Origin of the sequence: Xanthobacter sp. SG618, from assembly GCF_012932745.1 — a bacterium.
Taxonomy (GTDB): domain Bacteria; phylum Pseudomonadota; class Alphaproteobacteria; order Rhizobiales; family Xanthobacteraceae; genus Xanthobacter; species Xanthobacter flavus.
The window spans coordinates 170700-196601 of record NZ_JABBHL010000002.1 but is presented as its reverse complement, the minus strand read 5'-3'; the positions used below and the strand labels follow the sequence as shown (position 1 = coordinate 196601).

At 70.5% G+C, this 25902-nt stretch carries 28 protein-coding genes; 10 read left to right on the top strand and 18 right to left on the bottom strand.

What is annotated here, in order from left to right; all coding sequences use genetic code 11:
- The first annotated feature begins 108 nt into the window (after window positions 1-108).
- Window positions 109-1029 (top strand): LysR family transcriptional regulator, encoded by a 921-nt coding sequence (locus FHT36_RS06415; RefSeq protein ID WP_169121688.1) that lies wholly within the window; start codon window positions 109-111, stop codon window positions 1027-1029.
- Window positions 1030-1041: 12 nt separating this feature from the next.
- Here the strand turns inward: FHT36_RS06415 and FHT36_RS06410 are convergent, their stop codons facing one another.
- Window positions 1042-1572 carry an RICIN domain-containing protein gene (locus FHT36_RS06410; protein ID WP_169121687.1) on the bottom strand — a complete coding sequence of 177 codons (531 nt, stop codon included), beginning with the start codon at window positions 1570-1572 and terminating at the stop codon, window positions 1042-1044.
- Window positions 1573-1797: 225 nt separating this feature from the next.
- Here FHT36_RS06410 and rpmB point away from each other — a divergent pair, with 225 nt between their 5' ends.
- A complete protein-coding gene (gene rpmB, locus FHT36_RS06405) occupies window positions 1798-2094 on the top strand; it encodes a 50S ribosomal protein L28 (RefSeq protein ID WP_169121686.1) in 297 nt (98 codons plus the stop codon).
- 72 nt (window positions 2095-2166) lie between these two features.
- Here rpmB and FHT36_RS06400 read toward each other — a convergent pair whose 3' ends face one another.
- The 8 genes from FHT36_RS06400 to ccmI form a co-directional block, all read right to left on the bottom strand.
- Window positions 2167-2637, bottom strand: a complete 471-nt coding sequence (locus FHT36_RS06400) for a hypothetical protein (RefSeq protein ID WP_169121685.1) — start codon at window positions 2635-2637, stop codon at window positions 2167-2169.
- Window positions 2634-3170, bottom strand: a complete 537-nt coding sequence (locus FHT36_RS06395; RefSeq protein WP_169121684.1) for a hypothetical protein — start codon at window positions 3168-3170, stop codon at window positions 2634-2636. The genes FHT36_RS06400 and FHT36_RS06395 overlap by 4 nt, the downstream gene beginning before the upstream one ends.
- 4 nt (window positions 3171-3174) lie before the next feature.
- Window positions 3175-3567 carry a VOC family protein gene (locus FHT36_RS06390; protein WP_169121683.1) on the bottom strand — a complete coding sequence of 131 codons (393 nt, stop codon included), beginning with the start codon at window positions 3565-3567 and terminating at the stop codon, window positions 3175-3177.
- Between the two features lie 28 nt (window positions 3568-3595).
- A complete protein-coding gene (rlmN, locus tag FHT36_RS06385) occupies window positions 3596-4819 on the bottom strand; it encodes a 23S rRNA (adenine(2503)-C(2))-methyltransferase RlmN (RefSeq protein WP_210257651.1) in 1224 nt (407 codons plus the stop codon).
- Window positions 4820-4908: 89 nt separating this feature from the next.
- Window positions 4909-5403, bottom strand: a complete 495-nt coding sequence (locus tag FHT36_RS06380; protein ID WP_169121682.1) for a cytochrome c-type biogenesis protein — start codon at window positions 5401-5403, stop codon at window positions 4909-4911.
- A 5-nt stretch (window positions 5404-5408) separates the two neighbouring features.
- Window positions 5409-7397 (bottom strand): heme lyase CcmF/NrfE family subunit, encoded by a 1989-nt coding sequence (locus FHT36_RS06375; RefSeq protein ID WP_169121681.1) that lies wholly within the window; start codon window positions 7395-7397, stop codon window positions 5409-5411.
- Window positions 7398-7400: 3 nt separating this feature from the next.
- Window positions 7401-7880: a cytochrome c maturation protein CcmE gene (gene ccmE, locus FHT36_RS06370; protein ID WP_169121680.1), complete on the bottom strand. Its 480-nt coding sequence runs from the start codon at window positions 7878-7880 to the stop codon at window positions 7401-7403.
- Entirely contained in the window at window positions 7877-9028 is a 1152-nt protein-coding gene (gene ccmI, locus FHT36_RS06365) for a c-type cytochrome biogenesis protein CcmI (protein WP_210257605.1), read from the bottom strand. Before ccmI ends, ccmE begins: the two co-directional genes overlap by 4 nt.
- Before the next feature lie 155 nt (window positions 9029-9183).
- Here ccmI and FHT36_RS06360 point away from each other — a divergent pair, with 155 nt between their 5' ends.
- Window positions 9184-9630, top strand: coding sequence for a YidB family protein (locus tag FHT36_RS06360; RefSeq protein WP_169121678.1), 447 nt, complete (start codon window positions 9184-9186; stop codon window positions 9628-9630).
- Window positions 9631-9778: 148 nt separating this feature from the next.
- Here FHT36_RS06360 and FHT36_RS06355 read toward each other — a convergent pair whose 3' ends face one another.
- The gene (locus FHT36_RS06355) at window positions 9779-10300 is read right to left on the bottom strand and encodes an invasion associated locus B family protein (protein WP_169121677.1); all 522 of its coding nucleotides are present in this window, start codon (window positions 10298-10300) and stop codon (window positions 9779-9781) included.
- 339 nt (window positions 10301-10639) lie between these two features.
- On the opposite strand from FHT36_RS06355, the gene FHT36_RS06350 reads away from it, so the two are divergent.
- On the top strand, window positions 10640-11620 hold the full coding sequence (locus FHT36_RS06350; protein WP_169121676.1) for an NADPH:quinone oxidoreductase family protein: 981 nt from the start codon (window positions 10640-10642) through the stop codon (window positions 11618-11620).
- 3 nt (window positions 11621-11623) lie between these two features.
- On the opposite strand, the gene FHT36_RS06345 is transcribed toward FHT36_RS06350, so the two are convergent.
- The 4 genes from FHT36_RS06345 to FHT36_RS06330 all read right to left on the bottom strand — a co-directional run bounded on the left by FHT36_RS06345 (window position 11624) and on the right by FHT36_RS06330 (window position 15573).
- Window positions 11624-12037 carry a YkvA family protein gene (locus FHT36_RS06345; protein WP_169121675.1) on the bottom strand — a complete coding sequence of 138 codons (414 nt, stop codon included), beginning with the start codon at window positions 12035-12037 and terminating at the stop codon, window positions 11624-11626.
- Between the two features lie 45 nt (window positions 12038-12082).
- Window positions 12083-12613, bottom strand: a complete 531-nt coding sequence (gene thpR, locus FHT36_RS06340) for an RNA 2',3'-cyclic phosphodiesterase (protein ID WP_169121674.1) — start codon at window positions 12611-12613, stop codon at window positions 12083-12085.
- A gap of 175 nt (window positions 12614-12788) precedes the next feature.
- Window positions 12789-14834 (bottom strand): DUF3300 domain-containing protein, encoded by a 2046-nt coding sequence (locus FHT36_RS24660; protein ID WP_169121673.1) that lies wholly within the window; start codon window positions 14832-14834, stop codon window positions 12789-12791.
- Between the two features lie 91 nt (window positions 14835-14925).
- Complete coding sequence (locus FHT36_RS06330; protein WP_169121672.1) at window positions 14926-15573, bottom strand: GyrI-like domain-containing protein; 648 nt, start codon at window positions 15571-15573, stop codon at window positions 14926-14928.
- 165 nt (window positions 15574-15738) lie between these two features.
- Between FHT36_RS06330 and dapF the strand changes: the two genes are divergently transcribed.
- From dapF to FHT36_RS06305, 5 genes are all read left to right on the top strand, one after another.
- A complete protein-coding gene (gene dapF, locus FHT36_RS06325; RefSeq protein ID WP_169121671.1) occupies window positions 15739-16596 on the top strand; it encodes a diaminopimelate epimerase in 858 nt (285 codons plus the stop codon).
- Window positions 16596-17882, top strand: coding sequence for a tRNA (N(6)-L-threonylcarbamoyladenosine(37)-C(2))-methylthiotransferase MtaB (gene mtaB / locus FHT36_RS06320; protein ID WP_169121670.1), 1287 nt, complete (start codon window positions 16596-16598; stop codon window positions 17880-17882). The genes dapF and mtaB overlap by 1 nt, the downstream gene beginning before the upstream one ends.
- Before the next feature lie 22 nt (window positions 17883-17904).
- Entirely contained in the window at window positions 17905-19194 is a 1290-nt protein-coding gene (gene ftsY, locus FHT36_RS06315) for a signal recognition particle-docking protein FtsY (RefSeq protein WP_169121669.1), read from the top strand.
- A gap of 131 nt (window positions 19195-19325) precedes the next feature.
- Window positions 19326-19685: a hypothetical protein gene (locus FHT36_RS06310; protein ID WP_246702067.1), complete on the top strand. Its 360-nt coding sequence runs from the start codon at window positions 19326-19328 to the stop codon at window positions 19683-19685.
- On the top strand, window positions 19682-20605 hold the full coding sequence (locus FHT36_RS06305) for an SH3 domain-containing protein (protein WP_246702066.1): 924 nt from the start codon (window positions 19682-19684) through the stop codon (window positions 20603-20605). Before FHT36_RS06310 ends, FHT36_RS06305 begins: the two co-directional genes overlap by 4 nt.
- Before the next feature lie 4 nt (window positions 20606-20609).
- Here FHT36_RS06305 and FHT36_RS06300 read toward each other — a convergent pair whose 3' ends face one another.
- Genes FHT36_RS06300 through FHT36_RS06285 form a run of 4 tightly spaced genes read right to left on the bottom strand, consistent with a single transcriptional unit; the run spans window position 20610 to window position 23979 of the window.
- A complete protein-coding gene (locus tag FHT36_RS06300; RefSeq protein WP_169121668.1) occupies window positions 20610-21476 on the bottom strand; it encodes an SAM-dependent methyltransferase in 867 nt (288 codons plus the stop codon).
- A complete protein-coding gene (locus FHT36_RS06295; protein ID WP_348644386.1) occupies window positions 21473-22531 on the bottom strand; it encodes a glycosyltransferase family 4 protein in 1059 nt (352 codons plus the stop codon). Before FHT36_RS06295 ends, FHT36_RS06300 begins: the two co-directional genes overlap by 4 nt.
- Window positions 22528-22938 carry a 6-carboxytetrahydropterin synthase gene (locus tag FHT36_RS06290; RefSeq protein WP_169121667.1) on the bottom strand — a complete coding sequence of 137 codons (411 nt, stop codon included), beginning with the start codon at window positions 22936-22938 and terminating at the stop codon, window positions 22528-22530. Before FHT36_RS06290 ends, FHT36_RS06295 begins: the two co-directional genes overlap by 4 nt.
- Window positions 22939-22968: 30 nt before the next feature.
- Complete coding sequence (locus FHT36_RS06285) at window positions 22969-23979, bottom strand: zinc-binding alcohol dehydrogenase (RefSeq protein ID WP_210257604.1); 1011 nt, start codon at window positions 23977-23979, stop codon at window positions 22969-22971.
- Between the two features lie 65 nt (window positions 23980-24044).
- Here FHT36_RS06285 and mdoH point away from each other — a divergent pair, with 65 nt between their 5' ends.
- Window positions 24045-25877, top strand: a complete 1833-nt coding sequence (gene mdoH, locus FHT36_RS06280; protein ID WP_169121666.1) for a glucans biosynthesis glucosyltransferase MdoH — start codon at window positions 24045-24047, stop codon at window positions 25875-25877.
- The last annotated feature ends 25 nt before the right edge of the window (window positions 25878-25902 follow it).

Here is a 25902-nt window from a genome sequence, read left to right as displayed (position 1 = left end):
ACCGCTTCCCGGCAGCGTTCGTTGGCCGGCACACTGCCCTATCTTTTTGTGCACAGCTACGGCAATCTCCGCACCATTGATGTGCACCCTTTCACAGTCCCGAGAGCCATGCCCGGCGGCGATTTCGAGTGGTCCGACCTCACCTTCTTCCTCGCGGTGGCGCGGGCCGGACGGCTCACGGTGGCGGCGGCGCGGCTGAAGGTGGAGCACTCCACCGTGAGCCGTCGCATCGCTGCACTGGAGGCGGCGCTGGGGGCGAAGCTGTTTGACCGGCGCCCCCACGGCTATGCGCTGACCGCCGCCGGGGATCGCCTGCTCGCCGCAGCCGAGGGCATGGAGACGCTGGCACTCTCGGCGCAGGGCGAGATCGCCGGATCGGACCTCGGCGTCTCCGGCACGGTGCGAATCGGCGCGCCGGACGGCTTCGGGACATTCTTCCTGGCCCCGCGCATCGGGGCGCTCTCGGATCTGCACCCAGAGCTGGACATTCAGCTCCTCGCCATGCCGCGGCTTTTCTCCTTGTCGAAGCGCGAGGCGGACATCGCCATCTCGCTCTCGCGGCCGAAGGAGGGGCGGCTCCACGCGCGCAAGCTCACGGACTACCGGCTCGGCCTCTATGCCGCCCGCGCCTATCTGGAGAAGCATGGGGCCATCGAGAGCCGCGCGGCGCTCCAGCGTCACCGCTTCATCGGCTATGTGGACGACCTGATCTACGCGCCCGAGCTGGATTACGTGCCTCTGGTGGCCAAGGACCTCAGGGTGCGCCTGAAAAGCTCCAGCCTCGTCGCCCAGATGACGGCGACCCGCGCGGGGGCCGGCGTGTGCGTGCTCCCGCGCTTCATGGCTGATCTGTTCGCCGGCGAGGGGCCGGAGGGGCTGGTGCCGATCCTGCCCACGGAGGTGGGGCTGACGCGCACCTTCTGGCTTCTCACCCACACCGACACCCGCGACCTCGCCCGCATCCGCGTCGCCGCCGATTTCATCGCGGAGGCGGCGCAGAAGGGCAGGGGGGTGCTGATGCCGGGGTGAGGCGGCGGCGCTCTACTTCAGGCGCCAGTATTGGTCGGACGGCCCGCCAGCCACCTCGCATGTGGCGAGCTGCAGGCGCGTGCCGTTGGCGGTGGCGGGGGCGCCGCGCACATCGAGACACAGGCCGGACAGGCGATGGCGGATCAGCCCCTCCTTGGTGAACTGCCACTGCTGGTCGGTGGTCGAGCCATTGGGGTTCCGCCCGGAAAGCTCGCAATCGTAAAGGATCAGGGCGGTCCCAGCCTTGATGCCGGGAGCGCCGGGCACGTCGATGCACTTGCCGGAAAGGGCGTTGCGGATGAAGCCTTGCGGCAAGACTTCCCACATCTGGTCGGTAGGCGTCCCGTTGGGGTTCAGCCCGGAGAACTCGCAGGTATAAAGGATCAGCGGCGCGCCATTCTTGGTGCCGGGGGCGCCGGACACGTCGATGCACTTGCCCGAGAGCTGGTTGACGATGAACTTGCCCTGCGCGCTCGCCTCGCCCGCGCAGAAGAGCCCCGCCGTCGACAGCGCGGCGGCGAACAGCCAGTTTCCGATCTTCATGAAATCCCCCATCCCGGCTGTCAGGCCCGACCCTTGTTCCCCGTCAAGCCTGGCCGTAACGTCATTCTCATAGCAAGGTCCGAGCGGAGGCAATATGCTCCGCACCTTGACTGGCTCCCCCTCTCCCCCTATAGGAGCCGCTTCCCGATAGAGCGGGTGAGTGCACGCGGGTCTTCTGGCCCCGACGCGTTCCCCGCGCCATACGAAGAAAAAAGGACTTTCGCCATGTCCCGGCGGTGTGACCTGACCGGCAAGGGGGTTCAGAGCGGCAACCTCGTGAGCCACTCGAACCGCAAGACCAAGCGCCGGTTCCTGCCGAACCTGTGCAATGTGACGCTGGAGAGCGAGACGCTGAAGCGTTCCGTGCGCCTGCGCATCAGCGCCAACGCGCTGAAGAGCGTGGATCACCGCGGTGGCCTCGACGCTTTCCTCGCCAAGGCCCGCGACGAGGAGCTGTCTCCCGTTGCCCTCGACCTCAAGCGCCAAATCGCCAAGGCCGTCGCTGCCGCTGCCGCGGCCTGAGCCTTCGGGTTTCCCGAGACGTTTTGAACCGCGGACGGCAACGTCCGCGGTTTTTCGTCGTGGGTGCGTTCCTCAGCCAAGGGGCGTGCCGCCGCCCGCGCTGCGCCCGGCCACGGCCCAGTAGGCAAGGCCTCCGCCGGCACCGGCGATGAGAAGGTCGATCGTCACCCGCGCCAGCAGCGGATCACCGAGAGAATCGGTGACGAGGGAGAAGCCCAGCCAGCCCGCCGCGGCCCAGATCGCGCCGGCCGCCACATGGGCCAGCGGATGGCGCAGGCTTTTCCGTTCCGAGACGGCGATCCACACCAGTGCCGGCACAAGTCCGCATACGGCAGCGAGCAGATAGGCGAAGCCAGCGGACGCGATCGCCACGCCATAATACAGCGCCAGCCCCTCGGACGCGCCGGGAGCGGGCGCTATCCGGTCCATGGCGACGCCGACAAGCGGCAGCAGGCTTACGGTGACGAGGACGGACGCGAGATAGGCCAACGCCAGACGACCCGTGCGCCGGGCCGCACCGGGGTCGTTGGCGCCGGGACTCATCTGGGAGGCGACTCAGGGGAGGGCGGCGACAGATCCGGCCGGCGGGGCGGCGGGGGCAGGGCGCCGGCCCGCTCGGCGGGCGAGCGCAGGATGGGCTTGAAGAAGCCCGCCGTGGAGCCTGCCACCAGCCAATAGGCAAGGCCGCCGGCGAGCCCCGCCGCCACCACATAGAAGGGATCACCCGCCACCGCCGTCGCGCCATCGGTGGGCGCGAAGAGCTGGGCGCCGATCCAGGCCGAGACCACGCCATTGGCCACGTGGAACATCCACGAGCGGATGGCGAAGGCCTCCGAAAACAGGATGCCCACCGCCGCCACCAGCCACATGAGCATCAGCAGCATGAACAGCACCACCACGGTGGTGACGATGGCGACGATGAAGCCCAGCGCCCGGTCACCGGGATCGGCGGCGGTGAACAGCGAGCCGATGCGCCACTCCCCGATGAGGATCACGCACGCTCCCGCGATCACCGACGCGAAATAGCCGAGCGGCACCAGAACGAAGCGCAGCAGCAGGCGGACGAGGTTGTCCATGGGCTCAGGCGGTCTCGGGAAGGTGGCAGACGGCTTCCACGTTGAGACCATCGGGATCGAACACGAAGGCCCCGTAATAATTGGGGTGATAATGCGGGCGCAGGCCGGGCGCGCCATTGTCCCGCGCACCGGCGGTGATGGCGGCGGCGTAGAAGGCATCCACCGCCGCGCGGTCCGTCGCGGCGAAGGCGAGATGCAGGTGCCCGGTGGCGACCGGCGCATCGCCGATCCAGAAGTCCGGCTTGCCGGAGCCGATCACGCCGAAGCCGATATAATGATGCCCGCCCGGCGGGCTCGCCTCCATGAGGATGCCGTAGCCGAGGGGGGCCAGCGCCGCGAGGTAGAAGGCGCGGGACCGCGCCACGTCGTGAACCGAAATCCCCACATGGTCGAGCATGGCACGCGTCTCCGGAAAGGGGCGGGCGCTATTCCGCCTGGGCCATCATGGCGCGGTAGGCGAGGCGCTCGCGGGCGGTGAGCTTCTCGCTCTCGCTCTTGAGCTGGCCGCAGGCGGCGAGGATGTCGCGGCCCCGCGGCGTACGCACCGGGCTCGCATAGCCGGCGCGGAACACGATGTCCGAGAAGCGCTCGATGGTCTCCCAGTCCGAGCACTCATATTGCGTGCCCGGCCAGGGGTTGAAGGGAATGAGGTTGATCTTGGCCGGCACCCCTTCGAGCAGCTTCACCAGCGCGCGGGCATCGGCGGGCAAGTCGTTCACACCCTTCAGCATCACGTATTCGAAGGTGATGCGCTTGGCGTTGGAAGCGGCCGGATAGGTCCGGCAGGCCTCCATCAGCTCCTTGATGGGGTATTTCTTGTTGATGGGCACCAGCACGTCGCGCAGATCGTCGCGCACCGCGTGCAGCGAGATGGCCAGCATGGGGCCGACCTCGGAGCCCAGCCGCTCGATCTCCGGCACCACGCCAGAGGTGGAGACCGTGATGCGCCTTCTGCCGAGGCCGAGGCCGTCGCCGTCCGAGAGGGTCTCGATGGCTTCCTTCACGCTGTCATAGGCGTAGAGGGGCTCGCCCATGCCCATGAAGACGATGTTGGTGACGAGCCGGTCGCCCTCGGTGGGCAGGCCGGGGCCGACGGCGCGCTCGCGGCCCGGATAGTCGCCCAGCCGGTCGCGGGCCACCATCACCTGCGCCACGATCTCGGCGGCGGTGAGGTTGCGCACGAGGCGCTGGGTGCCCGTGTGGCAGAAGGAGCAGTTCAGCGTGCAGCCCACCTGCGAGGAGACGCACAGCGTGCCGCGGTCGCTCTCGGGGATGTAGACCGTCTCGATGTCGTGCGGCCGCTCGCCCGGATGGTCCGCCGGGAAGCGCAGCAGCCACTTGCGGGTGCCATCCTGCGATACCTGCTCTGCCACGATCTCGGGGCGGGCGAGCGTGTAGGCCTCTTCCAGCCGCGCGCGCAGGTGCTTGGAGACGTTGGTCATCTCCGAAAAGTCGAGGGCGCCGCGCAGGTAGATCCAGTGCCAGAGCTGGTTGACGCGCATGCGCCGCTCCGAGCCCTTCACGCCGATGGCGTCGAGCGCGTCGCCCAGCTTGTCCCGGTCGAGGCCGACGAGGGACGCGCGCGCAGGCGCAACCTCGGGAGCCATGGGGGGCACGGCGGTTTCAGGCGTGAGCGTGGGGTCGGGCATGGCTTCGGACGTGGACATCATCCGCCACACATAATCCCTCGCGGCCCACCTTTCCACGGGAAGAATGCGGGAGCCGCCCCGCGTCCGCCTCAGGGCTTGGTCGGGCCGGCCCCGTCGCTCTCGGCGAGCAGCGCCTTCAGCCGGGCTTCCTCGGCCGCCGAAAGGCGGGGCGCCGGGGGCGCGGCGCTGCGGCGGCGCAAAGCGAGGATGGCACCCAGGCCGCCCAGCAGCAGCACAAGGATGGGCGCGCCCCACAGAAGCGCGTTGCGCCAGGACATGCGCGGGCGCAGCAGCACGAACTCGCCGTAGCGGGCCACCATGAAGTCCAGCACCTGGCTGTCGCTGTCGCCCGCCTTCAGCCGCTCGCGCACGATGATGCGCAGGTCTTTCGCCAGCGGCGCGTCGGAATCGTCGATGGACTGGTTCTGGCAGACCATGCAGCGCAGTTCCGCCGAGATGGTGCGGGCGCGGCTTTCCATCACCGGATCGCCCAGCACCTCGTCCGGCTGCACGGCGAAGGCCGGGCTGCCGAGGGCGAGGAGGAGAAGGAGGGCGGAGAGGAGGGCGCGCGGGTTCGGTGCCATGGCGTTCACTCCGCCGGCGCCACGGCCTGGCGCTGCTTCTTCGCCGCCGGACGTGGGGCGCCCACCCTCAGGCGCCGGTCGGCGAGGGAGAGCACGCCGCCCAGCGCCATCACCACCGCGCCGAGCCAGATGAGCGTCACGAACGGCTTGAACGTGGCGCGGACGGAGACGTGACCGTCGGCGGCTTCCTCGGCCATGCTCACATAGAGCTGGCTGAAGCCGAACGTGCGCAGGCCCGCCTCGGTGGTTGCCATCTGTCGCGCGGCGAAGGTGCGGCGGGAGGCTTCGATGGTGCCGTCCGGAACGCCGCCGTCGCGGATGGAGAAGACGGCGGTGCGGGCGCGGAAGTTCGGCCCGGTGCGGTTTTCCAGCCGGTCGAGGGTGAGGGTGCGCGAGCCGATGGTGATGGTGTCGCCGAGCTTCACCGCAGCGATCTTCTCAAGGCTCCAAGAGGTCTCGCAGACGATGCCGAGCAGGCACACGCCCACGCCGAAATGGGCGATGGCCGTGCCATAGGCGGAGCGCGGCACGCCGGCGAGCCGGGCGAGCGCCACCTTCGCCCCCACGCGGCCCAGGCCGGCGCGTTCGGCGAGGTCGGTCAGGGCGCCGAGCATGATGAAGGCGGCAAGGCCCACCGCCAGCGGCGCCAGAACCGGGCCGCCGGTGGTCGCTGCCGCCGTCACCACCGCCGCGACGATGGCGAGCCCCGCGGCGAGCATCAGCCGCTGCGCCGCGCCGAGGATGTCGCCGCGCTTCCAGGCGAGCAGCGGGCCGAACGGCATGGCGAAGACGAGGGGCAGCATCAGCCCGCCGAACACGAGATTGAAATAGGGCGGGCCCACCGTGATCTTGGCGCCGGTGAAGGCTTCCAGCGCCAGCGGATAGAGCGTGCCCACCAGCACCGCGGCGGTGGCGGCGGTGAGGAACAGGTTGTTGAACACCAGCGCCCCCTCCCGCGAGATCGGCGCGAAGAGGCCGCCCTGCTTCAGCTCGGAGGCGCGGAAGGCGAACAGCGCGAGTCCGCCGGCGATGAAGAAGGTGAGGATGCCGAGGATGAACACGCCGCGCGCCGGATCGGTGGCGAAGGCATGGACCGAGGTCAGCACCCCCGAGCGCACCAGGAAGGTGCCCACCAGCGACAGCGAGAAGGCGAGGATGGCGAGGAGGATGGTCCACACCTTCAGCGCGTCGCGCTTCTCCATCACCACGGCCGAGTGCAGCAGCGCGGTGGCGGCGAGCCACGGCATGAGGGAGGCGTTCTCCACCGGATCCCAGAACCACCAGCCGCCCCAGCCCAGCTCGTAATAGGCCCAGTAGGAGCCCACCGCGATGCCGAGGGTGAGGAACACCCAGGCCGCCAGCGTCCAGGGCCGCACCCAGCGCGCCCAGGCGGCGTCGATCCGCCCCTCGATCAGCGCCGCGATGGCGAAGGAGAAGGAGATGGAGAGCCCCACATAGCCGAGATAGAGCAGTGGCGGATGGATGGCGAGGCCGGGGTCCTGCAGGATTGGGTTGAGGCTGCGCCCTTCGGCCGGCGGGGGCACGATCCGCGCGAACGGGTTGGAGGTGAACAGGATGAAGGAGAGGAAGGCCGCCGCCACCGCGCCCTGCACCGACAGCACCAGCGCCTTGAGCCGGTCCGGCAGGTTGGCGCCGAACACCACCACCAGTGCGCCGAAGATGGCGAGCACGAACACCCACAGCAGCATGGAGCCTTCGTGGTTCCCCCATGTGGAGGTCACGCGGTAGACCAGCGGCATCTGGGAGTGGGAATTCTCCACCACGTTCACCACCGTGAAGTCGGAGGTGACGTAGAGCTGCACCAGCGCGCCGAAGGCGAAGGCGACGAAGCCGAACAGAGCGAGGGCGATCGGCCCCGCGGAGCCCATCAGCACGGCATCGCCGCGCGCCGCGCCCCAGGCCGGCAGGATCACCTGCGCGAGGGCCAGCGCGAAGGCGAGGGCGAGGGCGTATTGCCCGATCTCGGCGATCATGCCTCAGCTCCCGGGTTGGCGGGTGGAGGGGGAAGCGGCACCGGGCGCGGGCGCCCCGTCCTTCCAGTGGCCCTGCTGCTTCAGCGCGTCGGCGACTTCGCGGGGCATGTATTTCTCGTCATGCTTGGCAAGCACGCTGTCGGCCTTGAACTGGCCGTCCGGCTGGAGCGCGCCTTCGGCCACCACGCCCTGACCCTCGCGGAACAGGTCTGGCAGGATGCCCTGATAGGCCACCTTCACCGTGGCGTTGCCGTCGGTGATGGAGAAGGTGGTCAGCGTGCCGGCCTTGGTGACGCTGCCGGTTTCCACCAGCCCGCCGAGCCTGAGGCGCGCACCGGGCGTCACCTGCTTCTGCGCCACCTCGGTGGGGGTGCGGAAGAAGACAATGGTGTCGTTGAGCGCCGAGAGGATGAGGCCGGCGGCGAGCGCGAGCACGCCGAGCCCGGCGCCGATGAGGATCAGCCTGCGCTGCTTGCGCGTCATCCTTTTCCTCCTGTCGGGAGGGCCTTCTCCGCCGCGTCGAGACGGGCGAGGGCCGCCGGATCGTCCTTGAAGGCGGCGCGCGCCGTCTTGAGCGCGGCGTCTGCCTTGTCCTTGTCGCCGAGCACGCCGTAGGCGCGGATCAGCCGCTCCCAGCCGTCAATGTCGTTCGGCTCCTTGTCGAGCCGGGCGGCGAGACGGTCCACCATGCCACGTATCATGGCGTTCCGGTCCTGCGGCGACATTTGGGCGGCCGCATTGACATCGGCGGCACCGGGACCAGGTGTCGCAGGGGAAGCGGCCGCGGGCGGGACCGTGCCTCCAACCCGAGCCAGCGCTTCCGCCACCACGGGCCGGTAGGGGGCCGAAGCCGGCGTGCGGGCGAGCAGGTCGCCCCAGATGCGCGCCGCATCCTGCGTGCGCCCGTCCTGCTCGGCGGCGAGGCCGAGGAAATAGGCGGCGCGCGGCTCAGCCGGGTTCAGCGCGAGCGCGGCGGCGAAGGCCTTGGCGGCATCTGCGGTGACGAGGCCGTCCGCCGCCACGACCAGCGCGTCGCCGCGTGCCGACAGGCGCTCGGCGGTGGGGCCGAGGATGCGGATCGCTTCGCCGTAGGCGCGGGCGGAATCCTCGGGCCGGCCGAGGCGCAGATAGATGGGGGCGAGGATTTCATAGCCCTGCCCGTCATTGGGGTTCTTCTGGAGGTGCTCCTCCACGCGGCGCACCAGGATCGCGACGTCGCTGCGATCCGGCGTCGCCGACAGACGCTCGGCGAGCGGGGCACCGGGAATGCCGGGCGAGCCCATCACCGCATAGAGCGCGGCGGCGCAGACCGGGACGAAGACGAGCGCCACGATGGCGGCCGCGCGCCGGCGCCGGCCGGCCACGGCAGGGTTGGCGGAGGCGGCATCGGCCGCTGCGTCTGCGGCCAGCATCCGCCGGGCGACCTCGATGCGCGCGGCCTCCGCCTCGGCGGCGGGCAGGCGGCCGGACTTGGCATCGCGGGCGAGTTCGGCGAGCTGGTCGCGATAGACGGCGAGGTCCGCGTCCCGCGTCGCCTTCATGGTGCGGGCGCGCGACAGCGGCCACAGCACGGCGAGGGCCGCGACGGCGGTCATGAGGGCGAGGGCCGTGAACAGAGGGAGTGAAATCATCACCTGCGAGCCGTTAGCGGCTGACGATCGTCGTGCATAGGCCACACGCCGTCCCAGCGGCGCGGAGCCGCAGGCGATCAGGCGTTCGTGACCGATCCGCGCCAGATCGACACCGTCCGGGCGATCCGGTACACCAACGCACGGCGCGCCGCATCGTGCAGCGCAACAGCGCGGAGGAGACGCGGATGGGCCTGTTCGACCAGATGATGGGCGGCATGCTGTCCAACATGCTTGGCCGTGCCGGGCCCGAGGGTGCCGGCGCCCTCATCGACACGCTCCTGAACGGCCCCATGGCCACGGCACTGCCCGGCATTCTCGACGGGGCGCTGGCGAAGACGCCTTATGGCAGCATCGAGGGCGTGCTGGCGCAATTGCACGAGGCGGGGCTTGCGCACGAGGTGGAGAGCTGGCTTTCCACCGGCCCCAACGTGCCGGTGAGCGCGGACGAGATCGTCAACGCGCTCGGCGCCGAACCCCTCAACGCCATTGCGAACGGCCTGGGCCTCCAGCCGGAGATGCTGCCGGAACTCCTGGCCAAGCACCTGCCGGCCATCATCGACCGCTTCAGCCCCAACGGCGTGCTGGATCTTCCTGGCCGGTGATTGCCTGGCCGGTGATTGCCTGGCCGGTGATTTCCGGGACGGTGAGTGTCGGGACGGAGATTTCCGGGACGGGCTTGGCCCGTCCCTTCCGCATCATCTGAACGCGCTCAGCGGCATCCGCTCAGCCGACTTCGCTCAGCCGCGTCCCTCACTTGCACTCCTGCGCCACCCGATCGATGGCCTGCCCGAGGCCGACCAGCGAATATTTGTCGGTGGTCACGTTGCCGCGCAGGGAGGTGGACGCGACCGTGAGGTCCTTGCCGCGCTTCATGGCTTCCACGAGCTTGGATTCGTCCGCCACGTTGCGCACCCAGGCGCCTTGATCCTTCGTGTAGAGCTGGAGCGTCGCGTTGCCGACCGTGAGGGTGGCGTCGGAGCCCTCCTTCAGGGGGAATCCCATGGTGACGGTCACTTCGTTCTTCACGTTCTCACCGGGACGGGTGGAGATGAAGAAATAGGCCGGATCGCGCTTCAGCCCTTCGGGTGAACGGGTTTTCGGCTGGGAGATGGCGTAGCAGACCTTCGGACTGGAGGTGGAGACGTAGACGCTCCAGTCGCCGAACTGAGCCACCGCCTTCGACTGAGGCTGACCCTGCGCTGCGGCCGGGGCGGCTGCGGCACAGGCGAGGAACATGCCCAGGAGAGCAGGATGGACACGAGGAAGCGTCATGGCTTCTCCTAAATCGCTGGGGCCCTTTAAGGCAAACTGACTTCGGGCTGGCCGCCGGCTGTCGGGTAGCTGCGCAGGCGGTCAAAAAAATGGCGGGGTGGTCTTGCGTTTTCCTAACCCAAAGGCTCGGCTCCGCTCAATGCGCCGGACGTGCGAATTCGCCCGATTCGTTGCGCCATGGGACTTTGCGAGACTGTCCGGCCGCTCGGTGAAGCGCAAGGCGCAGGGTTCGTAAGGGGCCGGTGCCGTCGCGGAAGGGCGTATTTACCCCGTGCTTCCACCCGGTTGGGTTAATTTTTGGTAATCCGGTCCCGTTCATGCGGGAGAGAAGGAGCGTTCATGAAAGCGGTGGTGTGCGCGCGCCATGGTGCCCCCGAAACCCTTGAGATTCGCGACCTGCCGCAGCCGGAACCCGGTCCCGGCGAGGTGCTGGTGAAGGTCGCGGCCATCGGCCTCAATTTCTTCGACACGCTCATCATCCGCGATCTCTACCAGGTGAAGCCCGAGCTGCCCTTCTCCCCCGGCGCGGAATATGCCGGCCATGTGGCGGCGCTGGGCGAGGGCGTCACCGGCTTTGCCGTGGGCGACCGGGTGTGCGGCTATCAGACCTACGGGGCGGCGCGCGCGTATGTCGCGGCACCCGCCCAGTTCCTGGCCAAGGTGCCGGATGACCTCGACCTCGTGAAGGCGGCCGGCCTCATCGTCACCTATGGCACGGCGCTCTATGCCCTCCGGGACCGCGGCGAACTGAAGGCGGGCGAGCGGCTCGCCGTGCTCGGCGCCTCGGGCGGCGTGGGCCTCGCGGCGGTGGAACTCGGCCGGGTGCTCGGCGCCCGCATCATCGCCTGCGCCTCCTCGCCGGATAAGGTGCGCTTCGCCCTGGAGCACGGCGCGGACGAAGGCTTCGACTACGCCTCCGGCGACCTCAAGGCCGCGCTCAAGGCCTTCGGTGGGGAGAAGGGGCTGGACCTGGTCTACGACCCCGTGGGCGGCGACATGGCCGAGCAGGCCCTGCGCGCGCTGGGCTCGCTCGGCCGCTTCCTGGTGGTGGGCTTTGCCGCAGGCGAGATCCCGAAGATCCCGCTCAACCTGCTGCTGGTTAAGAATTGCGACGCGCGCGGCGTCGCCTTCGGCACCCATGCCCGGGCAAATCCCGGCTGGCTGCGCGACGCGGTGGCCGAATTGATGAGCTATGCGCGGGACGGACGCATCTCCGCGCATGTGGACAAGACCTTCCCGCTGGAACACTGCGCCGAGGCCCTCGGCGAGATTTCCGGGCGCCGGGTGAAGGGCAAGGTGGTGCTCACCATCGCGGACTGAAGCTCAGGCCGGTCGGTCGTCCTCTGTGGTCGGCCGCCCGTCGGGATCGAGGGCGGCCCGCGCCGCCTCGTAATGCTCCGGCTTCACATGGCCCGAGAGCAGCTTGAGCGCGCCCATCAGCACCGCCGCGTCGTCGCCGAAGCCGATCAGGGGCAGGAGATCCGGCGTCAGGTCGAACGGCAGGATGAAATAGGCGAGCGCGCCGAACAGGGTCGCCCGCACACGCAGCGGCGTCTGGCGGTCGAGGGCGGCGTAATAGCTCGCCACCGCGTCTTCGGCGAAGGGAACGTGCCGGGCCGCGCCGCGCATCTTCTTCCAGAAGCCCTTGCGGACGTTGGCTTCGTCTTCGGCCACCTTGTCGCGCTCGGCGCCGGAGAGCCGGTCGAAATCATCGGGGTTCAGCGTGTGCGTGGTCATGCGCAGTGAAATGGGGACCGCCCGGCCGGCCGCAAGGGTAGGGGGCTAGAGGAGGGGGTAGGCCGCTTCCACCAGATAGGGGCCGCCGCCAACCGAATCCCGCGAGGAGAACAGCACGAAGCGCGGCACGCGGAACGGCGGGGTGCGGAAGGAGCCGCGCGCGGCAAGGTAATCCGCCACCTGCCGCGAGGAGGCGTCGCGCAGCCGGGCGAGGGTGACGTGGGGCTTGTAGTTGCGTTCCGCGCCGAGGCCGAGGCGCTGCATGATGCGCTCCTGCTCGGCCTGCAGCTCCATCAGCGCCGCATTGGCCTTCACCGCCGCGAACACCGCGCGCGGCTTGTGGCCGCCGAACTGGTCCAGCCCGTCCAGCGCGATGTCGAAGGCGGGGCGGCGCACCTGGCCCAGCATCAGCATGATGTCGCGGCCGGTGGCGTCGTCCACGTCGCCGATGAAGCGCAGGGTGACGTGGTAGTTGTCCTGGTCGATCCAGCGCGCGCCGGACAGCCCGCCCCGCAGCATGGAGAGGCCGAGCCCCACCTCTGGGGGGATCTCGATGGCGGTGAACAGTCGCGGCATTGAACCCTCCGCGATGGCCGGCGGAATGGTGCCGGTCTCACGAGCGACCGCGGCGCAACCGCGGGCCCAACGCTTGCAGTGAAGGAGATTCGCGCGCCGAAGGAAAGGGCTCTGCCACGCCTTCGGCGACGCTGAAACAAACCGCCCGGCCGGAGCCGGGCGGAATGTCGGGGGCTCAGCGCTGGCCGGGCCGCGGGCGGTTCTGCGGCGCCGCCCTCTGCTGCGGCATGGCCCGCGGCTGCGGACGCATCTGCTGGGGCCTCATCTGCTGCGGCCGTTGCTGGGGCCGCATCTGCTGGGGCCGCTGTTGCGGGCGCATCTGCTGCGGCCTTTGCTGGGGCCGCATCTGCTGGGGCCGCTGCTGCGGACGCACCTGCTGCGGCCGGTTCTGCGGCCGCACGTTGGCTGGCCGGTTCGGCTGTGCCGACGGTCGGTTGGGCCGGTTGGGGCCCGCGTTCGGATAACCGGGCCGGTTCGGTCCGGCACCGGGATAGCCGGGACGGTTCGGTCCAGCGCCCGGGACACCGGGCTGGCCGGGACGGCCTGGACGGCCGGGTCCGACGCCGGGTGTGCCGGGATAGCCAGGACGGCCGGGACCCGCGCCGGGCTGGCCAGGGATGTTGCCGGGCATGCCCGGCCGGCCGGGGCGACCGGGGCCGACGCCGGGTGTGCCGGGATATCCGGGACGGCCGGGACCCGCGCCGGGCTGGCCGGGGATGTTGCCGGGCATGCCGGGGCGGCCGGGACGACCGGGTCCGACGCCGGGCGTGCCAGGATAGCCGGGGCGACCCGGTCCCATGCCCGGACCGCCCGGATATCCGGGACGGCCGGGGGCACCGGGAACAACGGGCATTCCAGGACGGCCGGGACCGACGCCGGGGCCACCGGGATAGCCGGGTGTGCCGGGACGCCCCGGACCACCGGGATAGCCCGGACGGCCGGGGGCTCCGGGAACGAGAGGCATTCCGGGACGGCCGGGACCGACGCCCGGTCCACCCGGATATCCGGGCATTCCGGGACGGCCGGGTCCACCGGGACCACCCGGTGCTCCGGGTCCACCGGGCCAGCCGGGACGGCCGGGGCCTCCAGGACCACCGGGCCCACCAGGACCACCGGGCCAGCCGGGACGTCCCGGACCGCCGGGGCCACCAGGGCCACCCGGCCAACCGGGACCGCCGGGGCCACCCGGACCGCCGGGCCAACCCGGACGTCCGGGACCGCCAGGACCGCCAGGGCCACCCGGCCAGCCGGGACGGACCGGCGGCGGCACGCCGGGACGGCCGGGACGCCACGGTCCGGGTCCCCAGACCGGGGGCCTGCCGCCACCCCAGCCCGGACCCCAATAGGGCGGTCGCACCCAGCGCGGCGGCACGACCCACACCGAGTTCCACGGCCGGTTGTTCCAGCCCCAGTTGTTGTTCCAGTAGGAGCCGACCAGCACGCCGGCGCCGAACGCCAGGGCACCGGTGGCGAAAGTGGTGAACACCTCCGAGCTGTCGTAGGCCGGCACGTAGATCCGCTCGGGATCGGCCGGCTGGATGTAGATAGTGCGCGCGGGGCCGCTGCCACCGCCGCTGCTCGTGGGAACCTCCTGCGTCGTCACCACCTGCTGCGGCGTCGTCTGCAGATTGCCGACCGCCTGCGCCTTGGCGCGCAGCATCTGGATGGTGTTGGAAACGTCCTGCGGCTGCGTCGAGAAGGCGAGGCCGAGGGATTCCGCCCATTCCATATGCTCGTGGAACAGGATGATGACGTCCGGAAAGCGCACCAGCGCCTTCACCGAGGAATCCCAGTTGAAGGCATCCACGGCGGTGAAGTTGCGTTCCTGGACGGGGCCGGGATTGGCGATGATCCAGTTGTAGGCTTCCACCAGCTGTTCCGGGAACAGGGTTGCCGGGAACAGGATGGCGAGCAGCGGGTCCGGATAAAGCGCCACCGGGCCGAGCAGATATTCGAGCTCGCTGAGCGAATAGGCCGGCTGCACCTGATCGCCCGCCTGGGGCGGCGGCAACGGCTGGCCCTGCGGCGCAGGCGGGACGGCGCCGGGCTGGACGGCCGGAGGCCCTCCCTGCGGATAGCCCTGGGCGCCCTGCGGCCCGGGGGGCGGTGTCTGGGCGAGGGCCGGGTAGATGGTGGACCAGCCGAACACCGCCGCGACGGCGATGCGCGAAAGGTTTCCCGTCCGCCCCTTGACGCAGTTTCTTACGGATATGCCACCCATGCGGCCCTCCTTGTGGCGGCGTTTTGACCGAAGGTTAGACCTGTCGGCGCCACCGTGTCCTTGATGTTGCTCTATTTCTTGCGAGGCCTGCTCAGGGCAGGGGCACGAGGATTTCGATCTCCAGCGCCTCGGGGGAGGCGGTCAGGAGATCGGTGCGGTAGCGCTCGATATAGAGGTCGTTCTGCTCGACGTTCTTTTCGTCGAGATAGTTGGCGATCTGCTCGTAGGTGTTGTCCATGTCGCCGAACGAGCCGGTATGGACGAACCGCAACACCTTGCCCGCGAAGGAGCCGCCGAGCTTCATGGGCTCCGCCGGCTTCTGCGTGGTGGTGCCCGAGAACGGCACCTGCACCTCATAGTCGAACCCGCGGTCGTCGCTGGTGTTGTACATGACGAACACTTGGCCGGCCTGCGTCAGGCCCAGCCGCTTCAGCTCGGTGTCGGCCTTGCGGACGGCCTCCACCAACTTGTCATAGGCGTCTTCCCACGAGGACGAGCCCGAGATCGTCAGCACCGGTACCGGCGACAGCGTCAGTTCGTCCGGCGCAAAGGTGGATGCGGCGGGCGCGCCGGGCGTGACGGGGGTCGTCTCCACCTTCTTCGGGTCCACCACCGGCGGCGGGGTCAAAGCGTCCGGCCCCTTCTGCGGGGCCTGCGCCGCCGCGGGAGCCACCAGCGCCATCATCAGCCCGAAAACAACCGCCGCCCGTCCGAGCCTTGTCCCCCAAACGCCCGTCATCGTCCATCCTCCCGCGAGCCGAAGGGCCGCGACGCACTCTGTCTAGCATGTTCTCATGCCGCAGTTCGGCGCCATTGCGGCGGGTTGCAGGCGGCGCGGGGGTGGTGTGATGGACGGAACGGCGCCATATAGGGCAAAGACCTATCAGGACAGCCCCGGACGCCCGTGAACCCGCTCAGCCACCGCCCCTTCGTGAAGATGAATGGTCTCGGCAACGAGATCCTCGTCCTCGACCTGCGCGCCGATCCGGTGGAAGTGCCGCCCGCCGCCGCGCGGGCGCTGGCGCGGCCTTCCGTGCTGCCGTTCGACCAGGCCATGGTGCTCTATCCGCCGCGCCGCGCCGACACCGCCGCCTTCGTGCGTATCCTCAACAATGACGGCTCGCTTTCCGCCGCCTGCGGCAACGGCACACGCTGCATCGCGGCGCTGGAGGCCGAGCGCACCGGCACGCCCCATGTCTTGTTCGAGAGCGAGGCGGGTCTGCTTGACTGCACCGTGCGCCCGGACGGGCAGGTGAAGGTGGACATGGGCGCCCCCCGCCTCGGCTGGCGCGACATTCCGCTGGCCCATGATGTGGGCGACACCGCCTCCGTCCTCGTGCCTGGCTTCGAGCATCTCGGGCCGGCGGTGATGGTGAGCATGGGCAATCCCCACGCCATCTTCTTCGTCCCCGATGCTGATGCCATGGATGTCGAGGGCCTCGGCGCCGCGCTGGAGCATCATTCGCTCTTCCCCGAGCGCGCCAACATCTCGTTCGCCAGCCTCACCGCGCCGGACCGCATCCTGCTTCATGTGTGGGAGCGCGGCGCCGGCCGGACCCGGGCCTGCGGCACCGCCGCCTGCGCCACCGCCGTCGCCGCCGTTCGTACCGGCCGCACCGGCCGAGCCGTCACGGTGACGCTGCCCGGCGGGCCGCTGGAGATCGAATGGCGTGAGAGCGACGGCCACGTGTTGATGACCGGCCCGGTGGAGCACGAGTTTGCCGGCACCCTCACCCCCGCCATGCTGGGGGAGGCCGCCTGATGGCGGAGGGGCCGGGCGTGCAAAGAGGCGTCGAGGTGGTCAACTTCGGCTGTCGCCTGAACGCGCTGGAAGGCGATGGCATCGCCCGCGCCGCCACGGCCGCAGGGCTCGATCGCGCCTTGGTGGTGAACACCTGCGCCGTGACGGCCGAAGCCGTGCGGCAGGCGCGCCAGGCCATCCGCCGTGCCCGTCGGCGTGATCCGTCCCTCCGCGTCATCGTCACCGGCTGCGCCGCGCAGACCGAGCCCGCCACCTTCTCCGCTATGGGCGAGGTGGACCTTGTGCTCGGCAATGCCGCCAAGACGAGCGCCGAGACGTGGGCGGGCGCCCGCACTTCTCTGGATTTCGGCGTCTCGGCCGAGCAGAAGGTGCAGGTTCAAGACATTTCCGCCGTGCGCGAGGCGACGCCCCATCTCGCCGACCGGTTCGAGGGGCACACCCGCGCTTTCGTCGAGGTGCAGAACGGCTGCGACCACCGCTGCACCTTCTGCATCATCCCCTTCGGCCGCGGCCCCTCGCGCAGCGTGCCCATGGGCGCGGTGGTGGCGCAGGTGGCGCGGCTCGTCGCAAGCGGGCATGGCGAGGTGGTGCTGACCGGCGTCGATCTCACCGCCTATGGCGCCGACCTTCCGGGCGCGCCGACCCTCGGGCGGCTGGTGCGGGCGGTGCTCGCCGGCGTTCCCGAGCTGAAGCGGCTGCGCCTCTCCTCCATCGACGCAGTGGAGGCGGATGCCGAGCTGATGCGCGCGCTGGCCGAGGAGGAGCGGCTGATGCCGCATCTGCACCTCTCGCTCCAGTCCGGCGACGACCTCATCCTGAAGCGCATGAAGCGCCGCCACAGCCGGGCAGAAGCGCTCGCCTTCATCGCCGCGCTCCGGCAGGCGCGGCCGGACGTGGTGCTGGGTGCCGACATCATCGCCGGCTTTCCCACCGAGACCGAGGCGCAGGCCCGCGCCACGCGCGACTTCGCGGAGGAGGCAGGCCTCGCTTTTCTCCACGCCTTCCCCTATTCCGCCCGGCCGGGCACGGCAGCGGCCCGCATGCCGCAGCTTGCCCCGGCGCTGGTTACCGAGCGCGCGGCGCGGCTGCGTGAGACCGGGGCAGGGCTGCTGCGCCGGCACCTGTCGGCCGAAGTCGGCCGGCGCCGCACGGTGCTGGTGGAAGCGGGCGGGCGCGGACATACCGAACATTTCACCCCGGTGCGCCTCTCCGGCGCGGCCGTGCGCGGCAGCCTCGCCGATCTGAGGATCGCCGGGCACGACGGCGCGCGGCTCATCGCGGCGTGACGCATTTCATGGGATCTCGGGCATGAGCCAGCAGGACGGCGGAAACGACAAGAAGAAGCGCGGCTTCTGGGGCTGGCTGAAGGGCGAGCCGGCGGCCGAAACGCCTGTTGCGCCGGAGCCCGCTCCCATCGAGCCGGAGCCTGCTCCCTCGGACGTCGCACCGGAACCGCCCGCACCGGAGCGGGTCGAAAGCGTTGCCGCCGAAGTTGCGGAGGTGCCTGCGCCCGAGCCCGTCGCATCCGAGCTGGTTGCCGCGATCAAGGAGCAGCCGGTCGCCGAGGCGGAGCCCGAGCCCGTCGTCGAGGTCACGCCCGAGCCTGAGCCGACCGCCGAATCCTCCGCGCCCGATCTCCCTCCGCCGGCGGAGGAACCCGCAGCCCCGGCCCCGGAGCCGCGCAAGGGCTTCTGGAGCCGCCTCGCGTCGGGTCTTGCCCGCACAGCTTCCAGCCTCGGCCAGGGCATCACCGACCTCGTTTCCAAGCGCAAGCTCGATGCGGCGACGCTGGAGGAACTGGAGGAGGTGCTGATCCGCGCCGACCTCGGCGTCGAGACTTCCATGCGCATCGTCGAGGACGTGGGGCGCGGCCGGCACGACAAGATGATCTCGGCCGAGGAGGTCAAGAGCCTCATCGCCGCCGAGGTGGAGCGCATCCTCGCTCCGGTGGCCACGCCGCTGGTGTTGGACACCGCACACAAGCCGTTCATCCTGCTGATGGTGGGCGTCAACGGATCGGGCAAGACCACCACCATCGGCAAGCTCGCCTCCCAGTGGCGCGCCGAGGGCCGCAAGGTGGTGCTGGCCGCCGGCGACACCTTCCGCGCCGCCGCCATCGAGCAACTGAAGGTGTGGGGCCAGCGCACCGGCGCCACCGTCATCGCCCGCGAGCAGGGCGCCGATGCGGCGGGCGTCGCCCATGACGCCATTACCGAGGCGCGCGCCCAGAACGCGGACATCCTGATGATCGACACCGCCGGCCGGCTGCAGAACCGCACCGAGCTGATGGCCGAGCTGGAAAAGGTCGTCCGGGTCATCAAGAAGCAGGAGCCCACCGCGCCCCATGCGGTGCTTCTCGTGCTCGACGCCACCGTGGGCCAGAACGCGCTTTCGCAGGTGGAGGCCTTCGCGCGCATCGCGGGCGTCACCGGCCTCGTCATGACCAAGCTCGACGGCACGGCGCGCGGCGGCATCCTCGTGGCCATCGCGGCGAAGCACAAGCTGCCCATCCATCTCATCGGCGTGGGCGAGGGGCAGGACGATCTCCAGCCGTTCGCGGCGCGGGATTTCGCACGGGCCATCGCCGGGCTGGAATGAGGTTTTTCGTGCCTGTGCGGTAGCACTCTGCCGCCCTGCTGCCGTTTCGGCACGCGGCGGTTGCGAATCCGCCGTTCCTCGGGAAATGTCGGCCTTGGGCGCCGCCGTGCGCCATCCCGAGGATCGCCACAATGACCCCTCCCACCCGCCGCCTGTTCTCCCTGTCGCTGGTCGCCGGCAGCCTTCTGGTCCTCGCCGGAGCGGCCTCGGGCGCGGAGACGACGCCGCTGTTCAAGATCGTCACGGTGAAGGACGAGATCGTCGTCGGCCTCGCGCCGCAGGACGTGACGGCGCTCGGCGGCAGCGACGTGACGGCCATCGGCCGTGTGCTGAAGGCGAAGGGCGAGGTGACGCTCTGGCGCTATGCGGTGCGCAAGGGGGCGGACGGGGCGCTGGAGCAGGCGCCGGTGGCGCGCGTCAGCATTCTCGGCAATGACAGCCTGCGGGTCGAACCCTACACCACCCCCTTGAAGATCATCGCGCCCCAATGAGGCGCCTGCTTTTCCTCGCCCTCGCGGCGCCGGTGCTGGCGGGCGAGGCCCGTGCGGAAGACCCCGCTTGGGTCGCCGCCGCCACGGCGCACCTGCCGAAGACGCTGGTCGCAGGCCGCGTGCTGCGCGCGGGGGAACTCGGCCAGACGGCGCTGATCGCCGTCTTTCCCGCCGGCGCGGATGATCCCGGGACGCCGGGCAGCGCCTTCGCGCCCGGGCAGGTGCTGGAGGTGACGCTGGCGCCGGAGGGCGATGGCCGGAAGGTTGTCTCCGCCACCGTGCGCCTGCGCACCCCACAGGACCCGGCCGGCGACGATCCCTTCGCGGAGGATCAGGCGGAAATCCTTGCCGGTCTCGCGAAGCAGAAGGCGGAGCCGGGGGTCGAGCGCTGCCATATCCGGGCATGGTCCATCGACAAGAGCCGCAAGGGCCTTGCCGTGCGGGCGGCGCCCTCCGCCACGGCCAAGGTGGTCGGCACCCTCGCCCCGCCGCGCCACACGCCCGAGTCCGGACAGGGCGAGGACGACAGCTGGCACGTGGAGTTCGAGATCACCGGCTACAAGGACGGCTGGTTCCGCATCCGCAATGCCACCCCGCCCGGCGCGCCCTATGACGATCCACCGCCCCGCTCCTATCCGAAGACCTATAAGGGCGCCGGCTGGATCCCGGCGGACAAGGCCGGCGGCGCCTATGCCAACACGCAGATGCCGGTGATGCGCCTGCATCAGGCGCCCAGCGTGGATGCGAAGGACATCCCGCCCGGCGATGATGCGGCCGACCCCTCCGGCAACCTGCCCATCGACGGCACGCTGGAGCGCCTTTACGCCTGCTCGGCCAACTGGGCGCTGACGAAGAGCCGGGATGGCAAGCGCGGCTGGTGGCGCGGCATCTGCTCCAATCAGGTCACGAACTGCAGCTGAGGATTTAGCTGCGGGGCAGGGCCAGCAGGTCCACATGGCCGATGACGCAGCACTGCGCCATCGCCCGCGCCCGATGCCAGTCCGCGGCGATCGCGGCCGGCACGCGACCGCTTTCCACCGCCGCCTGTGCGGTGCCTTTCGCCAGCTCGGCGATCAGCTGCCGATCGCCGGTGTCGAGCAGCCAGGGGCTATTTGCCGTCTCGATGGCATAGCCCGCAGCTTCAAGGGCCTCGCCGAGGACGGTGGCCGCATCCGCGCCTGCGGCGGGGCCGAAGCCCTTGTCGGTGGCCTGATGGGCGCGGAAGGCGTCCGCGATGTCGGCATCCGCCGGATGAGGAGGCGACCACGCATCCCGGCCGTCGCAGGTCAGCACCGCATGGAGCACCACGCCGCTGCCGGCGAACGCTGCCCCGAAGCGTCGGCACCAGTCCGCCGACACGAGGTCGTAGAAGGCCGATGCGGTGACGAGATGGGGCCGGAACGCCAGTGGCGCGGCGGGGTCGGCGGCGATGTCGCGCAAAGCGAATTCCACCGTCACCTCTTTCCCCGCGAGATCGAGCACCAGCGTTCCACCATCCTCCCGCCAGCCGTCCGCGAAGGCGCGAAAGGCGGTCCGGGCGGCTTCGGCAAGGGTGTCGTCGTGGTCCACCAATATCCAGTGCTGGCGCGGTCCGAGCTTCGGCGCGAGGGCCCGGAGATTGGAGCCGGAGCCAGCGCCGAGATCGACGATGCGCTGCTCCGCGAGGGGAGAGAGCCGGGCGACGAGTTTCGCCTCGAGCGCTGCCGCGCGGGCGCGATGGTCGGCGATCTCCCGCAAGGAGAGCCAGTCGGCGGAGAAGGTCGCGGCAGGGGCGGGGGTGAATTCGCTCATCGCTCGGCGACCTCCATCAGGACCCGGCTGATCACGGCGACGGTGTCGGACCAGTCGGGCAGGGCCGTGCCGGCGGCGAAGGCGGCATCGGCCATCGCCCGCCGGCGCGGGGGATCGACGAGCAGCGCGCGCAGTGCCACGCCAAGGGCCTCCGCATCGCCAGGAGCGACCTTGAGGCCCGCCCCGTCGGGAACGGTCTCGCCCGCCGCGCCGCCGGTGGTGCAGATGACGGGCAAGCCGCGCCGCAGCGCCTCGGCCAGCACCATGCCGTAGCCCTCATAGAAGGAGGGATGGACGAAGATGTCGGCGGCGGCATAGGCCTCGTCCAGCGCCGCCACATGGAGCGCGCCGGCGAGGCGGATGCGGGGGCCGAACCCGGCCGCGCGCGCGGCGATCTCCCGCGCCGTCTCAGGCTCGAAATCCGGGCTGCCGACGATGGTCAGCGTCCACTCGAGATCCCTGAGGCGGTCGAGGGCGTCGAGCAGCACGCCATAGCCCTTGCGGGGCGTCAGCGATCCCACCGCGATGAGCCGGGGCGACTGGCCGTCCGCCGGCACGCGGGCCGCGGGGGCGGTGCCGGGCAAGGCGAGGGTGATCTTCTCCGGCGGCACGCCATAGCGCTCCACCAGCATCCGCCGTGTTTCGGGGCTGACGGCGATGACGGCGGCTGCGGCGGCCAGCGCCCCGGCCTCGCTCTCCAGCAGGCGGGCCGCCACCTCCTCCGAGAGGCCAGTCTCCAGCGCGAGGGGATGATGCACCAGCGCCACCACGGGCCGTCCGAGCCGCCGCAGGGCCTCGCCCGGCAGGGCGCCGAGGGCGAGGCCATCCGCCAGCAGCACGGTGCCGGACGGTGTCGCGGCAAGAGCGGCGAGCGCCGCCCCGATCTCGTCCGTCGTGGGAAAGGGGAAGCCGCCCTTGAGCGAGAGCGGCAGCACATCGAAACCCTGCGCCTTGAGACCGGCAAGGATGCGCCGGTCATAGGCATAGCCGCCGCTGGGAGTGTCGATGTCGCCGGGATGAACCAGCGCCACCGCCGGCCGCGCGGGAGCGCTCACTCGGCAGGGCCGATGTCGGCCTCGTACCAGGCGCGGGCGACGTGGGATTCGTGCAGCGACACCCGGATGCGCACGATGCCGTCGCCCCCGGCGCCGAGATCGCCGGAGCGGGCGGCGGCGGCCATATGGTCGAACACGTGGCGGGCCAGCACCTCGGTGGTGGTATTGCGGCCGGCGAAGGCGGGCACCTCGTCGAGATTCTTGTAGTTGAGCGGGCCGAGCACGCCCTTCAGCGCCTCATGGGCGCGGGCGATGTCCACCACCACGCCTTCTTCGGTCAGGTCCTCGCGATAGAAGGCCACATCCACCACGAAGGTCGCCCCGTGCAGCGCCTGCGCCGGGCCGAACAGGTCGCCCCGGAAGGAATGGGCGATCATGATGTGGTCCCGCACCTCTACCGCGTACATTGAATGTCCTTTCTGTCCGGTGGTCCGGCCTCAGCCATACCTGACGACGGTGGCGATCCCTTCCGCTCCGGCTGCGAGGATACGCGGCAGCCGGGTCGGCAGATCATTGAAGGCGACCTCCTCGGTGATGAGCGCATCGAGATGGTCGTCGGCGAGGAGGTCCAGCGCCTTGAGGAGGCGGCGGCGGCGGCTCCAGCGGGGGCGGCGGGCCGGGCTCACCGCCCCCACCTGCGAGGAGACGATGGCGAGGCGCTTGTGGTGGAATCCGCCACCCAGCGCCACGTCCACCGGCCGGTCGCCGTACCAGCTCATCTCGATCACGCGGCCCTCGTCGCCGCAGCAGGCGAGGCAGATGTTGAGGCCGGCCGAGGAGCCCGAGGTGTGGAAGACGAGATCGGCATCGAGATCGGCCGGGCCGGGCTCGGCGGGCAGGAACCGCGCGCCGAACGTCGCGGCCACAGACGCGCGGGCGGGGTCGGTGTCCACCACCGTCACCTCCGCGCCGGGCAAGCCGCAGCACAGATAGGCGACCAGCAGGCCGACGAGCCCCGCGCCCACCACGACGATGCGGTCTCCGGGGCCGGCGCCGCCGTCCCATACCGCGTTGAGGGCGGTTTCCATGTTGGCGGCGAGGGTGGCGCGCCGCGCCGGCACGGCGTCGGGCACCGGGGCCAGCATCTCGGGCAGCGCGACGAAGCGCTCCTGATGGGGCGCGAGGGAGAAGACGCGGCGGCCGACCAACTCGGGCGGCCCCATTTCCACCTCGCCGACGGCGCAATAGCCGTACTTCACGGGAAACGGGAACTCGCCTTCCTGCAACGGCGCGCGCATGCGGGTGCGGTGAACGGGATCGGTAAGGCCCGCCGAAACCAGCCGCTCGGTGCCGCGGCTGACCGCGCTATAGAAGGTGCGAACCTGCGCTGTCGCCTCGTCCACGGCCGGCAGCACGCCGGGTCGCAACTCGCTCACGCCGGGCGCCACGTACCAGAGCGCGCGGGCAAAAACCGAAGCGTGGCAAGTTGACGCAGGATGAACGGCCATGCTTTGGCTCTCGTATACGCTTGGGGTTTCGTCGCCGCGGGCCGCCGGCACCCAGGGAGCTATGCATGTCTTCAAGGTCCGGTCCACTGTCCACGCTTTCCGAGAAACACGCACCTGCGTCGGCGACGCTGATGCCGGCCTTGATCCAACCGCTCTCAACGCTCCGGCGGCGCCGTCAGTTCATGCTCGTCGCAAATGTCGCGACGGTCGCCCTCGTCCTCGCCGGCATGGTGGCGCTGGGCGCCCATGACGGTTTCTCGGTGGTGGATGGGCTGCTGCTGGTCTGTGCGCTGGCTATCACGCCCTGGAATGCCATCGGCTTCTGGAATGCGGCGGTGGGTCTCTATTTGCTGCACGGGCGGCGCCGGGGCGTCGAGGCCGCCGCGCCCTTCCTCGCCCCGCCTCTGCCCGAAGGGCCGATCACCGCCCGCACCGCCATCCTGCTCACCGTGCGCAACGAGGACCCCTCGCGGGCGCTGGCGCGGCTGAAGGCCGTGAAGGCGGATCTCGATCTGTCCGGCCACGGCGGCGCCTTCGACTTCCATGTGCTCAGCGATACCTCGCGGCCGGAAATCGCCGCCGCCGAGGAGGCGCTGGTGGCGGCGTGGCGGGCGCAGGAGGGGCCTTCCCGCATCTTCTACCGCCGCCGGGCCGACAATGCCGGCTTCAAGGCCGGCAACATCCGCGCCTTCTGCACGGATGCGGGCGAGCGCTACGACTTCATGCTGCCGCTCGATGCCGACAGCCTGATGGGGGCGGACACGATCCTCTCCATGGTGCGCCTGATGGCGGCCTATCCGCGCCTCGGCATTCTCCAGAGCCTCGTGGTGGGACTGCCCTCGCAGAGCGCGTTCGGCCGCATCTTCCAGTTCGGCATGCGCCACGGCATGCGCAGCTACACCCTCGGCGCGAGCTGGTGGGCGGGGGATTGCGGGCCGTTCTGGGGGCACAATGCGGTGATCCGCGTCGCCCCCTTCCGCGACGCCTGCCACCTGCCCGAGCTTCCCGGCGGCCCGCCGTTCGGTGGACCCGTGCTCTCCCACGATCAGGTGGAAGCGGTGCTCATGCGCCGCGCCGGCTACGAGGTGCGCGTGCTGCCGGTGGAGAGCGAGAGCTATGAGGAGAACCCGCCGGCCGCCACCGATTTCGTCGGCCGCGACCTGCGCTGGTGTCTCGGCAATCTCCAGTATCTGCGCCTGCTGACCGTACCGGGCCTTGCCGCGAGCCTCCAGCCCATGAGCCGGTTCCAGCTGGTCTGGGCCATCCTGATGTTCGTGACGGTGCCGGCGCATCCGACGCTTCTGGCGCTGCTGCCGCTGGCGGCGGCGGAGGCCGGGCCGGCCTATCCCACCGTCCTCGCCCTCGCGCTCTACGGGGGCATGATGGCCATGGCGCTCCTGCCCAAGCTCGCCGGTGTCGCGGACGTCCTGCTGACCACGGGCGGCGTCGCCCGCTATGGCGGCGCATTGCGCTTTGCCGGCTCGGTGGCGGTGGAGCTGGTGTTCTCCTTCCTGCTCAGCGCCATCACCGCCATGGCTGTGACTCTGGAGATGGTTCGCCTGCTGCTGGGCCGGGTGCGCGCATCCTGGCGGGCGCAGGCGCGCGACGGCCATGGGGTGGACTTTGCCCATGCGGCCCGGGCGTTCTGGCCGCAGACGGTGTTCGGCCTTGCGGTGCTCGTCGCGCTGCTGGCGGTGCAGCCGGTGCTGGCGCTGTGGGCGGCGCCGGTTCTGGCGGGCTATGTCCTCGCCATTCCCTTCACCATGGCCACCGCGGATCCGCGCCTCGGCCGGCTCTGCGTGCGCCTTGGCCTGTGCGCCGTGCCGGAGGAGTTCCGCCCCAGCCGGGTGCAGCGCCTGCTCGTGGGCGAAAGCTTCGAGGCCCGCCGGGCGGCCTGATCCGAGACGGCGCAGAAACGAAAAG

What these genes read in the sequence shown, in the direction of transcription:
- FHT36_RS06415 (WP_169121688.1), top strand. Translation starts at nt 109, where the DNA reads ATGCCCGGCGGCGATTTCGAGTGGTCCGACCTCACCTTCTTCCTCGCG.
- FHT36_RS06410 (WP_169121687.1), bottom strand. Translation starts at nt 1,572, where the DNA reads ATGAAGATCGGAAACTGGCTGTTCGCCGCCGCGCTGTCGACGGCGGGG.
- rpmB (WP_169121686.1), top strand. Translation starts at nt 1,798, where the DNA reads ATGTCCCGGCGGTGTGACCTGACCGGCAAGGGGGTTCAGAGCGGCAAC.
- FHT36_RS06400 (WP_169121685.1), bottom strand. Translation starts at nt 2,637, where the DNA reads ATGAGTCCCGGCGCCAACGACCCCGGTGCGGCCCGGCGCACGGGTCGT.
- FHT36_RS06395 (WP_169121684.1), bottom strand. Translation starts at nt 3,170, where the DNA reads ATGGACAACCTCGTCCGCCTGCTGCTGCGCTTCGTTCTGGTGCCGCTC.
- FHT36_RS06390 (WP_169121683.1), bottom strand. Translation starts at nt 3,567, where the DNA reads ATGCTCGACCATGTGGGGATTTCGGTTCACGACGTGGCGCGGTCCCGC.
- rlmN (WP_210257651.1), bottom strand. Translation starts at nt 4,819, where the DNA reads ATGCCCGACCCCACGCTCACGCCTGAAACCGCCGTGCCCCCCATGGCT.
- FHT36_RS06380 (WP_169121682.1), bottom strand. Translation starts at nt 5,403, where the DNA reads ATGGCACCGAACCCGCGCGCCCTCCTCTCCGCCCTCCTTCTCCTCCTC.
- FHT36_RS06375 (WP_169121681.1), bottom strand. Translation starts at nt 7,397, where the DNA reads ATGATCGCCGAGATCGGGCAATACGCCCTCGCCCTCGCCTTCGCGCTG.
- ccmE (WP_169121680.1), bottom strand. Translation starts at nt 7,880, where the DNA reads ATGACGCGCAAGCAGCGCAGGCTGATCCTCATCGGCGCCGGGCTCGGC.
- ccmI (WP_210257605.1), bottom strand. Translation starts at nt 9,028, where the DNA reads ATGATTTCACTCCCTCTGTTCACGGCCCTCGCCCTCATGACCGCCGTC.
- FHT36_RS06355 (WP_169121677.1), bottom strand. Translation starts at nt 10,300, where the DNA reads ATGACGCTTCCTCGTGTCCATCCTGCTCTCCTGGGCATGTTCCTCGCC.
- FHT36_RS06350 (WP_169121676.1), top strand. Translation starts at nt 10,640, where the DNA reads ATGAAAGCGGTGGTGTGCGCGCGCCATGGTGCCCCCGAAACCCTTGAG.
- FHT36_RS06345 (WP_169121675.1), bottom strand. Translation starts at nt 12,037, where the DNA reads ATGACCACGCACACGCTGAACCCCGATGATTTCGACCGGCTCTCCGGC.
- thpR (WP_169121674.1), bottom strand. Translation starts at nt 12,613, where the DNA reads ATGCCGCGACTGTTCACCGCCATCGAGATCCCCCCAGAGGTGGGGCTC.
- FHT36_RS24660 (WP_169121673.1), bottom strand. Translation starts at nt 14,834, where the DNA reads ATGGGTGGCATATCCGTAAGAAACTGCGTCAAGGGGCGGACGGGAAAC.
- FHT36_RS06330 (WP_169121672.1), bottom strand. Translation starts at nt 15,573, where the DNA reads ATGACGGGCGTTTGGGGGACAAGGCTCGGACGGGCGGCGGTTGTTTTC.
- mtaB (WP_169121670.1), top strand. Translation starts at nt 16,596, where the DNA reads ATGGCGGAGGGGCCGGGCGTGCAAAGAGGCGTCGAGGTGGTCAACTTC.
- ftsY (WP_169121669.1), top strand. Translation starts at nt 17,905, where the DNA reads ATGAGCCAGCAGGACGGCGGAAACGACAAGAAGAAGCGCGGCTTCTGG.
- FHT36_RS06310 (WP_246702067.1), top strand. Translation starts at nt 19,326, where the DNA reads ATGACCCCTCCCACCCGCCGCCTGTTCTCCCTGTCGCTGGTCGCCGGC.
- FHT36_RS06305 (WP_246702066.1), top strand. Translation starts at nt 19,682, where the DNA reads ATGAGGCGCCTGCTTTTCCTCGCCCTCGCGGCGCCGGTGCTGGCGGGC.
- FHT36_RS06300 (WP_169121668.1), bottom strand. Translation starts at nt 21,476, where the DNA reads ATGAGCGAATTCACCCCCGCCCCTGCCGCGACCTTCTCCGCCGACTGG.
- FHT36_RS06290 (WP_169121667.1), bottom strand. Translation starts at nt 22,938, where the DNA reads ATGTACGCGGTAGAGGTGCGGGACCACATCATGATCGCCCATTCCTTC.
- FHT36_RS06285 (WP_210257604.1), bottom strand. Translation starts at nt 23,979, where the DNA reads ATGGCCGTTCATCCTGCGTCAACTTGCCACGCTTCGGTTTTTGCCCGC.
- mdoH (WP_169121666.1), top strand. Translation starts at nt 24,045, where the DNA reads ATGTCTTCAAGGTCCGGTCCACTGTCCACGCTTTCCGAGAAACACGCA.